The organism is Polynucleobacter arcticus (assembly GCF_013307205.1).
In the GTDB taxonomy this organism is placed as follows: Bacteria; Pseudomonadota; Gammaproteobacteria; order Burkholderiales; family Burkholderiaceae; genus Polynucleobacter; species Polynucleobacter arcticus.
In genome coordinates, this window is sequence record NZ_CP028940.1 from 2048397 (window position 1) to 2060882 (window position 12486).

General features: G+C 45.8%; 17 protein-coding genes. 9 read left to right on the forward strand and 8 right to left on the reverse strand.

Features of this window, described 5'->3' with window-relative positions:
• The first annotated feature begins 5 nt into the window (after positions 1–5).
• The 3 genes from DN92_RS10365 to DN92_RS10375 are packed head-to-tail and all read left to right on the forward strand — an operon-like array spanning position 6 to position 3875.
• On the forward strand, positions 6–1424 hold the full coding sequence (locus DN92_RS10365; protein ID WP_173961162.1) for a serine/threonine protein kinase: 1419 nt from the start codon (positions 6–8) through the stop codon (positions 1422–1424).
• A gap of 33 nt (positions 1425–1457) precedes the next feature.
• Positions 1458–2195, forward strand: coding sequence for a pseudouridine synthase (locus DN92_RS10370; protein ID WP_173961163.1), 738 nt, complete (start codon positions 1458–1460; stop codon positions 2193–2195).
• Positions 2196–2246: 51 nt separating this feature from the next.
• The gene (locus DN92_RS10375) at positions 2247–3875 is read left to right on the forward strand and encodes a peptide chain release factor 3 (RefSeq protein WP_173961334.1); all 1629 of its coding nucleotides are present in this window, start codon (positions 2247–2249) and stop codon (positions 3873–3875) included.
• 286 nt (positions 3876–4161) lie between these two features.
• Here the strand turns inward: DN92_RS10375 and DN92_RS10380 are convergent, their stop codons facing one another.
• Positions 4162–4341 carry a DUF2798 domain-containing protein gene (locus DN92_RS10380; RefSeq protein ID WP_254598297.1) on the reverse strand — a complete coding sequence of 60 codons (180 nt, stop codon included), beginning with the start codon at positions 4339–4341 and terminating at the stop codon, positions 4162–4164.
• A gap of 177 nt (positions 4342–4518) precedes the next feature.
• Between DN92_RS10380 and DN92_RS10385 the strand changes: the two genes are divergently transcribed.
• From DN92_RS10385 to DN92_RS10400, 4 genes are all read left to right on the forward strand, one after another.
• Entirely contained in the window at positions 4519–4719 is a 201-nt protein-coding gene (locus DN92_RS10385) for a hypothetical protein (RefSeq protein WP_173961165.1), read from the forward strand.
• 85 nt (positions 4720–4804) lie between these two features.
• Positions 4805–5278: an MOSC domain-containing protein gene (locus DN92_RS10390; RefSeq protein ID WP_254598298.1), complete on the forward strand. Its 474-nt coding sequence runs from the start codon at positions 4805–4807 to the stop codon at positions 5276–5278.
• Complete coding sequence (locus DN92_RS10395; protein WP_173961166.1) at positions 5275–5679, forward strand: GNAT family N-acetyltransferase; 405 nt, start codon at positions 5275–5277, stop codon at positions 5677–5679. Before DN92_RS10390 ends, DN92_RS10395 begins: the two co-directional genes overlap by 4 nt.
• 9 nt (positions 5680–5688) lie before the next feature.
• Positions 5689–6336 (forward strand): histidine phosphatase family protein, encoded by a 648-nt coding sequence (locus tag DN92_RS10400; protein ID WP_173961167.1) that lies wholly within the window; start codon positions 5689–5691, stop codon positions 6334–6336.
• 43 nt (positions 6337–6379) lie between these two features.
• On the opposite strand, the gene DN92_RS10405 is transcribed toward DN92_RS10400, so the two are convergent.
• The 6 genes from DN92_RS10405 to DN92_RS10430 all read right to left on the reverse strand — a co-directional run bounded on the left by DN92_RS10405 (position 6380) and on the right by DN92_RS10430 (position 9919).
• Positions 6380–6619, reverse strand: coding sequence for an Hc1-related histone H1-like protein (locus DN92_RS10405; RefSeq protein ID WP_173961168.1), 240 nt, complete (start codon positions 6617–6619; stop codon positions 6380–6382).
• 201 nt (positions 6620–6820) lie between these two features.
• Positions 6821–7381 carry a peroxiredoxin gene (locus DN92_RS10410; RefSeq protein WP_173961169.1) on the reverse strand — a complete coding sequence of 187 codons (561 nt, stop codon included), beginning with the start codon at positions 7379–7381 and terminating at the stop codon, positions 6821–6823.
• A 40-nt stretch (positions 7382–7421) separates the two neighbouring features.
• Complete coding sequence (locus DN92_RS10415; RefSeq protein ID WP_173961170.1) at positions 7422–7988, reverse strand: SRPBCC family protein; 567 nt, start codon at positions 7986–7988, stop codon at positions 7422–7424.
• Positions 7989–7997: 9 nt separating this feature from the next.
• On the reverse strand, positions 7998–8534 hold the full coding sequence (locus DN92_RS10420) for a DUF1003 domain-containing protein (protein WP_173961171.1): 537 nt from the start codon (positions 8532–8534) through the stop codon (positions 7998–8000).
• A 124-nt stretch (positions 8535–8658) separates the two neighbouring features.
• Positions 8659–9243 (reverse strand): histidine phosphatase family protein, encoded by a 585-nt coding sequence (locus DN92_RS10425; RefSeq protein WP_173961172.1) that lies wholly within the window; start codon positions 9241–9243, stop codon positions 8659–8661.
• A gap of 151 nt (positions 9244–9394) precedes the next feature.
• Positions 9395–9919: a superoxide dismutase family protein gene (locus DN92_RS10430; protein ID WP_173961173.1), complete on the reverse strand. Its 525-nt coding sequence runs from the start codon at positions 9917–9919 to the stop codon at positions 9395–9397.
• Positions 9920–10140: 221 nt separating this feature from the next.
• On the opposite strand from DN92_RS10430, the gene DN92_RS10435 reads away from it, so the two are divergent.
• A complete protein-coding gene (locus tag DN92_RS10435) occupies positions 10141–10461 on the forward strand; it encodes a DMT family transporter (protein WP_254598299.1) in 321 nt (106 codons plus the stop codon).
• Between the two features lie 306 nt (positions 10462–10767).
• Here DN92_RS10435 and DN92_RS10440 read toward each other — a convergent pair whose 3' ends face one another.
• Entirely contained in the window at positions 10768–11610 is an 843-nt protein-coding gene (locus DN92_RS10440; RefSeq protein ID WP_173961174.1) for an alpha/beta hydrolase, read from the reverse strand.
• Positions 11611–11820: 210 nt separating this feature from the next.
• Between DN92_RS10440 and DN92_RS10445 the strand changes: the two genes are divergently transcribed.
• Positions 11821–12486, forward strand: coding sequence for a cupin domain-containing protein (locus tag DN92_RS10445; protein WP_173961175.1), 666 nt, complete (start codon positions 11821–11823; stop codon positions 12484–12486).

Sequence of the window (12486 nt, forward strand, 5' to 3'; positions counted from 1 at the left end):
TACTTATGCTGATAAATTCTGATATCGAAGCAGTTGATGAGATTTTTCAAGAAGGCAAAGTAGTTGATGGATTTATTTTGGGGGCAGAGGTTCATCGTGGCGGCATGGCCAGCCTATTCTCCGCAAGCAAAGAAGGTATTGATGTACCTATTCTCTTAAAGATTCCTAGAGTGGGTCGCGATCAGCCTGTTGAAAGTTTGATTGGCTTTGAAACTGAACTCACCATTCTGCGCTCGCTGAAGAGTCCTTATGTTCCAAAGTATCTTGGCTCAGGCAACATGGCCACGCGCCCCTACATCGCAATGGAACGTGTTGCGGGGCGACCGCTTGAGGACTTCATTAAAGAAGGTAAAGTTTTCACCATTGATGAGGTAGTGCAAATTGGCGCTGAATTAGCGCAGGCAGTGCAATCGCTGCATGCACAAGATGCAATCCATCTGGATATCAAACCAGAAAATATCCTGATTGACGATAAAGACAAGCTCACCTTAATCGATTTTGGTCTATCCCATCATGCGCGCTTTCCTGACTTACTCGCAGAAGAAATGCGCAAGGGTGTTGGTTCTGCACCTTATATCTCGCCAGAACAAGTAGCTGGTATTCGCTCAGACTACCGAAGTGATATTTTTTCCATTGGTGTCATCATGTATGAACTGCTGACGGGAGAGCTTCCTTTTGGCAATCCTCAGACGATGCAAGGTTTACGTAAAAGGATGTGGGCTCAAGCATTTCCCCCGCGCGCTATTCGTAAAGAAATTCCACGGTGGCTGCAAGAAATTGTTTTACGTTGTTTGGAGCCGCGTGCAGCGGACCGCTATCAGAGTGCCACGCGTTTACGTCAAGCCTTAAGAGATCATGAGAGTGTCACTCTCACGGAGCGTGCGGATCGGATAGGCCCACTGAGTTTTTGGGAAAACCTCAAACGCATGTTTCGTGCGGCGGGTTATGAGCCTTCTCCAAGCCCGCGCCCCAGCATGGGGAACTACGATGCGCCGCTGATGATTGCCGCAATTGATACGCGCCAATCTGATCTAGATTTGCGTGATCGCATGCAAACTACTGCCAAGAATTTATTGCAGGCCTACCCAGAGAGTCGTCTAGTTTGTATTAGCACCATTGCAAGCACCCCAACGTTCGAAGGCAATCAAGAAAGTGAAACTGCTAGTGGCATTGTCCGGGGTCACCTTGTGCAACTCATGGAATGGGCGAAGCCATTGAAATTACCACCAGAACGCATCTCTTATCACGTACTAGAGGCCCTTGATCCTGCTAGTCGTATCGTCGAGTTCGCTAGAGACAATGATGCCTCGCTCATCTTAATTGGCGCCTCTCACAAACTACCAAATAAAGTAACGCCTTGGCGGACTTCGATGACCAAGATCGTTGAAGAGGCCCCGTGTAGCGTTCATATCGTCAGAACCTAGTCTTCCCGGGGATAATTGCCCGATAATGTAGCCATGGAAGAAAAAATACGTGTATCCAAGCTGCTGTCTGAGCTAGGCCTTTGCTCTCGTCGTGAAGCAGACTCTTATATCGAACAAGGTTTGGTCACCGTGGACGGTGAAGTGGTCAATGAGCTCGGCTCGCGCGCTTTTCGTCATCAAAAGATTGAATTACAGTCGGGCGCAAAAGCACAGCAGGCATCGCGGATTACCGTCATCCTCAATAAGCCCGTTGGCTTTATTTCTCATTTTGATGATGAGCAAGAATACCAACCTGCCGCCTCACTGATCACCACAGATAATTACTTTGCTAGCCCCTTAGATAAGGGTCGCAATCCGCGATTTAATACCCGGGGCCTGGCGCCTGCTGGTCGTCTTGATATTGACTCAACTGGCATGCTAGTTTTAACCCAAGATGGTCGAGTAGCCAAGCTCCTAATTGGGGAAAATAGCCCCATCGAGAAAGAATATTTAGTCCGTGTTGAGGGCGCCCTCTCCTTTGAAGACTTGGATAGGCTAAAACATGGCCTCGAATTGGATGGCGTTGTTTTAAAGCCGGCACAAGTGAGCTGGCAGAATGAGGATCAACTCCGCTTTGTATTGCGCGAAGGTCGAAAACGTCAGATTCGTCGTATGTGCGAGTTGGTTGGCCTGAAAGTTCTGGGATTGAAGCGGGTGCGCATGGGAAGAATTTCTCTCGGCGCCCTGCCTCCTGGAAAATGGCGCTTTGTAAGGCCTGAAGAGCAATTCTAAGGGGCTGGGCCCGCTTATAATTCTGTCTACTAGATTAAGCGCAGAATTACCATCGATACCACCACCCCCAGCACACCCGGCGCAGAAGTTTTAAGACGCCGTAGCTTTGCCATCATCTCTCACCCAGATGCAGGCAAAACCACACTCACTGAAAAGCTCTTGCTTTATGCGGGCGCTATTCAGATTGCTGGTAGCGTGAAAGCACGCAAGGCTAGCAGACATGCAACTTCAGACTGGATGGAGATTGAGAAACAACGGGGTATTTCCGTAGCGAGCTCGGTAATGCAAATGGAGTACCGCGACTGCATTATTAACTTGCTGGATACACCGGGCCACCAAGACTTCTCTGAAGATACCTATCGTGTATTGACTGCAGTAGATTCCGCACTCATGGTGATTGATGCTGCCAATGGCGTTGAATCACAAACCTTGCGCTTGCTTGAAGTCTGCCGCGCACGTAACACGCCTATCGTTACCTTCATTAACAAAATGGATCGCGAAGTCAAGCCGCCCATGGAACTCATGGATGAAATTGAAACTGCACTAGGTATTGAAGTTGTTCCTTTTACTTGGCCAGTGGGTATGGGCAAATCATTTGCCGGTGTCATTGATATTGCTAACTCCCAGATGCGTATGTTCAAGGCAGGTGAAGATCGGGTTACGGAAGATTCTCATGCGATCGTGGATATTCATGATCCTGTATTGAAGGCTCGCCTAGGAACTGATCTTGAAAATGCACTTGCTGAAGTAGACTTGATCAAGAATGCGATGCCCGCATTTGATAGAGAAGCCTTTTTAGCCGGCCGTCAGTCACCGGTATTCTTTGGCTCAGCAATTAATAATTTTGGTGTGCGGGAAATTCTCAACACCCTAGTAGAGCTTGCGCCATCACCTGGTTCACGCAAAGCCTTGCAACGGGAAGTCAGTCCGGCTGAAAATAAATTCTCCGCCGTAGTCTTTAAGATTCAAGCAAATATGGATCCAGCGCACCGTGACCGCGTCGCTTTCTTGCGTATCTGCTCAGGACACTTTCAGCGCGGCATGAAGCTCAAGATTTGTCGTAACGGCAAAGAGGTGCGAACAAACAATGCCCTCTCCTTCCTGTCCCAACGGCGCGATATTTTGGATGAAGCTTTTCCTGGCGACATCATTGGTTTGCCAAACCATGGCCTACTGAGGCTAGGCGACACACTCACTGAAGGTGAACAGCTTCAATTTACGGGCTTGCCTTTTTTTGCACCAGAAATTTTCCGCATGGTGGAGTCGGCAGATCCACTACGTTCCAAACAACTGCGCACTGGCTTAATGCAGCTCGGTGAAGAGGGAGCCATTCAGGTATTTCGCCCGATGATGGGCGGCACGATGTTGCTCGGCGCATTTGGACAACTCCAGTTTGAGGTGGTGAGCCATCGCCTGCAAACAGAGTATGGCGCAGAAGTTCGCCTGCTTCCTGCGCGCTATAACCTCGCACGCTGGGTCAGTTCGGATGACCCTGTAGCAATGAAAAAATTTATTCAAGAGAATATTCATCGCATGGCCGAAGATGTTGTGGGCGCCTCGGTATTTTTAGCTAGCCATAAATCTGAGTTAGATGTAGCTCAACAACGCTGGGAATCCATTCAATTCCATGCCCTTAGAGAGCATGCCGGCCTGATCTACCAATCGGACTTAGCTGGCTAATCTACCGCGGGCTGGCTTGTGGCCAGTTGCAGTCAAATACTGCAACTAGCTGCGTGTCACTCTTCCTAAAAGATGCGGTCTTGCCGTATTGTGCGCAATATGCCTTGGCTTTTTTCGTCAGCGATGAAATTGATTCACCATCACTATTTAAAAAAGTCACGTGGCTCGAATCTGATGCATCGGTATATACCGCAGCGCAAGCACTCAAACTGAGAATACTGGGCAATAAAATGTATCTCAGCTGCTTCATCAAATTTCTCTTGTCAGACATATAAAGTAATTGTGCTTATTGTTTAAATTTATTGACTACAACTATGGTGAGCTTACTCACAAAAGGTCGATAAATGAGAATACAGATAATCGCAACCGGATACGCAACAGACCAAACTTCAAGCCATGTCCAGAAGAAATTTTGCGTAATTCCCACTCGGACCAAGGTCGTGGCTAATGTAATACTCAAAGACATGAGGGCGCCCATAATGAGGGCAAATATGAGATTGGGGAAATTGATCATCTTCTGTCAATCATAGCGCCTAGACCACTTAACTGTTATTCTGATTTATGATCACTATTCCGCGCCCTATTTAGGGGAGTCTGCTGAGCAAGCTCAGAGGTTCATCATTCCAAGACTCTAGGAAAATATATGGCTGTTGGCCAAAATCAAAGAAATAGAAAAAATGACCCCATGGTTAGCAAGACTGGCAAAGCTAAATTGGGTCCACTCAACGTAACTCAGCTAAGCAAATTGCTTGACTCAAGCACTAAGCCCAAAGAGAAAGCAAAGATTCAGAGGGCTCTGAACAAGCGCCCTCCAGTAGCAGTCGCTGCTACAGAAGCAGCCTAAGTACTAAGCCCCGAAATTACCGGGGCTTTTTCTTATGTAATATGCTCTTATGATGGAAGTGCTACCTCAAATTCACTCGCTCTATATGGCTAATCTCGCAGGCCAGCCCATGATGCAGATTGAACGGGCAGAAATTGTTGCTGGTGAGGGCATTATTGGGGATCGCTATGCAGCAGGCCTAGGGGCATTCTCCGCTAATAAACCAAAGATACGTCACGTCTCACTGATTGCTCTATCGGGTATTGCAGATGCTAATCAGCAATTACTGGCCAACCAACATGCCCCCTTTGGTGCAGGCGATACTCGCAGAAATATAGTAATTGACCATTTCTCTGCCGATGAGCTTAATAACTTAGTTGGTAGAACTTTCTATTTAGGTGGTCTCGCATTTAAGGGAACCGAATTGTGCGTGCCTTGCCAGAGACCTGCAAAATTATTAGCCAGACCTGATTTTATTAACGCCTTTGAAGCTCGGGGCGGAATCAGAGCGGAAGCATTGACATCCGGAGTTCTGAATGCCGGGGACTTACTGACACTCACCATCGCTAAAGAAAAATGATTACCTACACAGAGCATGCAAGCATTAGCCCGGAGCAAGCAATCGACCTTTATACCCGCTCTACTCTTGGAGAGCGCCGCCCAATCGACAACATTAAAACCTTTGAAGCCATGTTGGCTAATGCTAACCTCACTATTTCAGCATGGGATGGTGAAAAATTGGTTGGTATTAGCCGCAACCTGACTGATTTTGCTTACGTTGCTTACTTAGCCGATCTGGCTGTCGACGAACAATATCAGCGACAGGGAATAGGCAAGCGCCTCATTGAAGAAACTCAGGCGCGTTTAGGACCCAGTTGCATGATTGTGCTACTCGCAGCCCCGAAGGCAAATGCCTACTATGAGCATCTTGGCTTCGAGCATAACCCGCGCGCTTGGATGATGAAAAATAATCTCATTTAGTATTGCAGCATGACTACAACAAGACTTTGCCTGATTCGTCACGGAGAAACCGCTTGGAATACCGAGAGACGCCTCCAAGGACATACTGATATTCCCTTGAATGCCAGAGGCGAAGTGCAGGCACTTCAAATGGCGCGGGCACTACAAAATGCAAACATCACCTTCGATGTGTTGTATAGCAGTGATCTCAAAAGAGCGGCCGATACAGCGCAAGCAATCGTGCAACTATTTGGAGTAGAGGTCAAGGTTGAGAGCGCCTTACGAGAGCGTCATTTTGGAGCACTTCAGGGGCTTTCCATCAGCGAGGCGCCAATGCTACGACCTGATATTTGGCAGGCGCATATTTCTCGTGACTTAGATCATGGGCTTGAGGGTGGCGAAAGCATTCAACAGTTTGCCTTGCGTGTTCAAAATGCCTTAGATCAGATTCGGGCGCAGCATGCTGGTAAAACGATTTTGATTGTTAGTCATGGCGGCACACTCGATATGATGTATCGCATTGCCAGCAAACAAGCCTTAAGTACTGAACGTAAAGTTGCAGTGCCCAATGCTTCACTTAATTGGATTAGCCATCAGGAGGGCGATGGTTGGACAGTCGAACAATGGGGCGATACACGCCACCTACAGGATCCCGCCTTAGAGAATGTCGACCTTTAAGAAAAAAGTCACCCTAAGGTGACTTTTGAGCTTCAGAAAGAGCTTACTTTCTGATGTGTGCGTGGCGTGCAGCATCTTGAGACATGCCTTCACCTTTCGGCTTACCCTCTAACGCTTCTTTTTCAGCGGTAATTTCTTTGCGGCGCTCTTTGCAAGAACCAGCAATTTCTTGGAGAGCCTTTCGAGCTCTGGCTGCAGATGCTTTTACTCCCTTGCCCTGGAACTTCTCATTTTCTGATTGGTATGCCTCGAAAGCGGCAATTAACTTGTCATGATGGGACATATTTTTCCTTATAAATTATTGAAATACTCAACCTCAAATGCACTTTACCCCATTAATAAGTCATCACCTAACTTTTAGCCTGTCTGAAAGCGAAATCCCGGGACATCAAACCCTCAGTATCACTATATAAATCGGGCTAATGGGTCAATCTCAGGATTTCCGGCGATGAATAAACATGGTGGGGTCTGCTATAAAAAATGATTAAGCAGGGGTATTTTTTAAGTAATGGATCACCCAAGCTGGGTCGCTATCGCTTGGAAAAATTGGGTAGTGAACTGCTTCGATCACACCATGATTTGCAATTAAGGTGATGCGCTTTAACAAGGTCATACCAGCAGCTGCAAACGTGGGTAATTTCAACGCCCCTTGGAATTGATAATCCAGATCGCTCAATACCGGAAATGGTAAATACAAGCGATCCGCCATTTCTTGTTGATACTCGGTAGATTGCACGCTCAGCCCGACTACCTCTGCTCCAAGTGCGCGAAGCTCTTGGTAATGATCTCTAAACGAACAGCTTTGTGGAGTACAGCCTCTAGCCCCTGGAATCTGATCCCATCCATCAGGTAGGGCAACATTTGGCTGACCTGTCATTGGATAGCAATAAATCACCAAACGACCCTGAATCTCACCTAGATTGAATGGGCTACCCGCGGTTGATGGCAACCGGATAGTAGGTATTGGCATACCCACTAAATGATTGGCGGCCCCATCATCTTGGGGAATGGGTAGATCTGTGGGGAGCTGATTTAGATTTGTCATAGCCCTTACTTTATCTCATTTAATCTTGACGTTTTCTGAACTATTTACATGCCCTTGCGTACGATGGCCCCTTAATCGTTACGATTTCGGCCATTACCTCAAACTGTCGACGGACCATGTTTTTGATGAAGTACTCAACCACCGTTGATGGCATCAAAGAATTTGGCTCAATTTGGGCTTCATATTTAAGGGTCGTAAAGCCCTTATCTGGCAACAGGCGCCAACTTCCTTTGTAGTACTTATTATCCCCACTAAGCTGCTCAAACAGCAAAGCCCTGTTAGACAATTCAGTGTATTCCAGCTCTGATCGCATCTCGAATGGAATGAACAAAATTCGCTCTTCGAGCAAGCGAGAAACCCTCACCCTGTTACCCGATCTTGAGAGTACCTGAGACTCCACTACCCCAGGAAAGATTTTGGCACCCTCATAGTCAGTAATAAATGCAAAAGCTTCACATGCTGTAATAGGCACCACATAACTCGCACTCAACTGAAAGCGGTCGCCATTTCGAGTAATAGCCAGCTTTAAATCATACGGATTAGATGCATCTTCTGCAAAAGCAATGCTGATAAATGAGAGCACAAAGATGCAGAGCAGCTTTTTCATGCCGGCAGTTTAAGATATTTTTATGACAGTCGGTTTTTTGATGCCATCGAGCTTCTCGCTTAAGGCTTCAACTGCCTTTGTTAATGCGAATAACTCCTGTTCTTTCATCAAATCAATTTTTTGATGAAGAAGCTCTATTTCCAACTCTGCCTTTACATTGACTTCAAAATCATTATTAGCCTGTTGCCGATCAATTTCTGAAAGTCGATTTTGGCTCATCATAATTGCTGGGGCTGTGTATGCCGCCTGAAAAGAAAGCATTAAGTTCAGCAAAATAAATGGGTATGGATCCCATGAATTGACGCTATTGATCGAGTTATAAACAATCCAAGCAAATATACAAATACTTTGGATAACGATGAACTTCCAAGATCCTACTGTTTTAGCAACGCCATCTGATATTTTCTGACCTGCCGTTAAGGCTCCTATTGGTTGCTGAACGTGCGCAGAAATTGAAATAGGAATCGCTTGGCGGTGTCTTCTCCTATGAGCGCGCAGTGCCTCTAATATCTGTAACTCTTGATTCGTGGGTGCGGTGAATGGCATGAGCGTTCTCCTAATATAGCTCTCTATACTCTACGCCTATAAATGAAAAAACCACCCGAAGGTAGTTTTGATACTACTTATTAGCGCGGTGTATGTTCAGCCCAATGTGTTTTGTAAAAGATGTCTATGGTCTAGGGCTTGGATACATTGTGTGTGAAAGATATTCGCCATTTTTATTTACCTTCACTAAAACCATATCACCCACCCCTACAGCCTTGCCAGTGAACGCCTGAATGTTGACATGATGCGTCACAAGAATGACGGGCACCTGTGATGGCTTACTGAATATATTTTTGATGAGAACTTCTAGCTCTTTAGTTTGCTTCTTTTCTAAGCCCATGTCGTCAAAAAACGATCCTAGTACCGGCTCAGTTTTTACTGGGCCTTTATTTAGCAGAATCGCTGTATCTAAGCACCTACACCAAGGGCTACTAAAAACCTGAGCATTCTCCACCCCTTGGTTGCTTAGCCACTCTCCAATTGCCTTGGATTGTTTTTTACCGTAATCACCTAAATTACGCTGGGTAGAGCATTGGCCAATCACATACCCTGCAGGATCGCCGAATCCTGGGGCATCAGCGTGGCGCATCATCAAGACGTGCTGGCCATCCCGTAAGTCACTTACCAAGGATGCGCTGGCTGGATGTATCAGCAACAGATTGCTAATAATAAAAATGGCTAGGGCAATTAATCGACTGGACTGACTCATTTGGTTACGCTCAATATTGGGGAAGACCACTCATCCTAATTCATGAGCAAAAATCTTGCCGACTTTAAAGAAAAATGCCCCGCACTAAACGGGGCATTTTTAACCTCTACCTACCCGAGATGAAATCAACGGGAAGCTAGAACGCTCAACTCTATTTGATCAGGCCGCACGCAATTCTGGGACCTGAGTTACCGGCTGGCTGGGATTTGTAATCATCTGGGTCACGATGAATAACAACTGATCTTCCCAATATTCCAGTGGGTCCATTATTGATAGCAAAGCCACTAAGCTTTGCTGAATACACAGCATTCCCATTGGCGTCGGATTTAATGTTGGGCATATCGCCAGCATGATTGTGACCACTTCCCGGCATTCCATGGGCTTTTGCATCTGGGTTGAAGTGTCCAGCCGCACTCATAGCATCGGGAGCAGAGCAGTCACCCTTTTCATGAACATGAAAACCTTGTTCGGCGTTAGGCTTCAAACCAGAAAAGTTTCCGGTTACCAAAACATCGCTGCCTTGCCACACAAAATTGACAGTGCCTTTGGTATTAGATCCAGAGCGAGATTCTAAATTAGCAGATGCTTTTTGCCCTGTTCCCTGCTCCATTGACTGACAAGCGGCTAGTGACAAAACCGCGAGGGCGCCCACTGATAACGAAATCTTTTTAAACATGACTTTCTCCTGTTATTAATATTGCCTTTAAGTAGGCTTAATTCATTCTGGCATAAATAGTCTCGGATTAGTGAAAAATTCTATTTTTAACAGGGCTGATCACTACATCACTATAGGGGTTGGGCCAAAATCGATTACTGGCATCTGGAGCGGGATGAAGTCAGGCACTCTAGTATTTGGGTTTTGGTATTCTAGGTTTTTTTATTACAGCTTATTTTCCCTTGAATATTTACTGGATATCACTCTTATTAGCAGGCTTTTTTGAGGTTGGCTGGCCGCTTGGCTTAAAGCTTGCCGATCTTCCCAATATGAAAATATGGGGGATCGCTTTAGCCGCTATTAGCATGACGCTCAGCGGCCTGCTACTTTGGTTCTCCCTCAAGGAGATTCCGATTGGAACGGCCTATGCCGTATGGACTTCAATTGGTGCTGTTGGCACTTTCACTATTGGCGTTCTAGTTTTTGGAGACCCCAATATTCCACTTCGCTGGCTTGGCGTTGCCCTCATCCTACTTGGAGTCATTTTCCTAAAGATGGGCTAGCCTAACAAAGGGCTAATCAGATTCTTGGTTGTTGGGGCAGAGTCAACCCACAAGTAAAAAGATTGACATACTTCTGGTTTATCTACTAATCCTAAAAATAAGCACGCTATGTGTGCTGCGGAACATTTCTATTGAAGCAAAGCAGATAAAGTGAATTAAGGAATGGTCAAGCAGACATCAGAGGAAACGATAAGTAAGAAGTTTTTCTGCTTTCCAACTTACAGTTAGTAATCGCCAAATCTCCATTCCTTACTTTTTCGCAATCGCGTTTGCAGGGTCAGCTAAGAGACCTCATCCCTTCGAGAGCTATTCCCCGATAGTGGATTGAACTTGACCAGTTTTTATCCACTGAATAACTGCTTTTGAGGTCACCTCTTCCCTGCCCCCCATTGAATGTAAATGAGTGCCGCCACACACATCCCCTACACCCTCGCCACCCCTAACGGTGATTAAATTATTCTTTGAATATGATCTCACTGTTGAGTAGGGTGTATGGACGCACTGATCATCTCCATGGTGAACATTGAGTACGGGCGCCTTTAGTGCAGTCATATCAAATGACTCTACAGAATAGCCATAAGATCGATTGCGAGGACTTGCGTGAGTCATAGCTGCCGAATGAATGCTTCCCTGAATATCGTTTCCTAAATTTTTAGCAAGCCATTTTGATGAGATGGTGCCGTAACTATGGCCCATTACATAGAACTTGGTAATTCCATATTTTTCTTTTAATAATGCCATTATTTTTTTGACATCATCAGCATGTTTTATAGAGGATCGAAAGTCATCGTTACAACTCAGCGGAGTATTGCCAGGTGCCATACTATTTTCATCAGTAGGGCAATCCATCACAACAAGGGCTATGCCTGCTTGAGCGAATAGTTCCGTATTGTTTTGCAAGTAATTTAAGTTTCTCTTCCAATCGTTTTCTGTCTTAATGTTGGCAATACCAGACCAACCACGATAAAAGAGCAAGGCTGTATCTGATGGCGCAGAGGGCTTCAGAAGAATTGCCTTTTGCAGAACCGGAGATTTAGAGAAAACTCCCGATTCTCTACCAGTATCCGCCTCTATCAGAATAGGAGTCATTGTTTGAGCTACCGCAGCATTTAAGAAAACAATCGCAAATACACTGAATAGCCATTTCATATCCCGGCTCCTAGATTAATGATTTAAATAAATTGAGCTGCCGTGAAAGTCTAACTGATTCTTTAAGTACTCATCTACAGGGTGAAAGAAAAAGTGCTCCGCATAAACCAGAGCAGCGGTTAAATTCGATAGCTCAACCTGGAATCAACCCGACGTGGGGTAACTGACTCTATTTGCAGTAAGCTGGTAGCTTTCCATGTGAATACGTCAATGAATATTAATTCCGATTTTTCCCAAAAGGTAGTGCTCAATACCTCAGACTTAGACTGGGACTCTTCTCCTGTACCAGGCGTCGAAAGAAAATATCTCGATCGAATTGGCGATGAGCTTGCGCGAGCCAGCTCAATTGTTAAATACTCCCCTGAATCCTCTTTTACTGAACATATACATGTGGGTGGAGAAGAAATATTTGTTCTTGAGGGTACATTCTCTGACGAGGGTGGCGACTATCCATCGGGCACTTATATTCGCAACCCGCCTAGTAGTAAACACACTCCATACTCACAAGAGGGCTGCGTCTTATTTGTGAAGCTAAGACAATTTAATGTCCAAGATACTTCCACAGTCAAGATAAATACGGCGACAACCGCCTGGCATCCCGGTTTAGTTCCAGGCCTATCGGTAATGCCGCTTCATGAATTCGATGGTGTTGGAACTGCTTTAGTTCACTGGGCCCCAAATACAATGTTTAACCCCCATGTTCACCCAGGCGGCGAAGAAATATTGGTTCTCAAAGGAGTATTTCATGATGAGCATGGATCTTATCCAACCGGAACATGGATACGCAGCCCTCGCTATAGCAAACATGCGCCCTTCACCAAATCAGAGGGTGCACTCATTTATGTAAAAACCGGCCATCTTCATAATCCGCTTTGA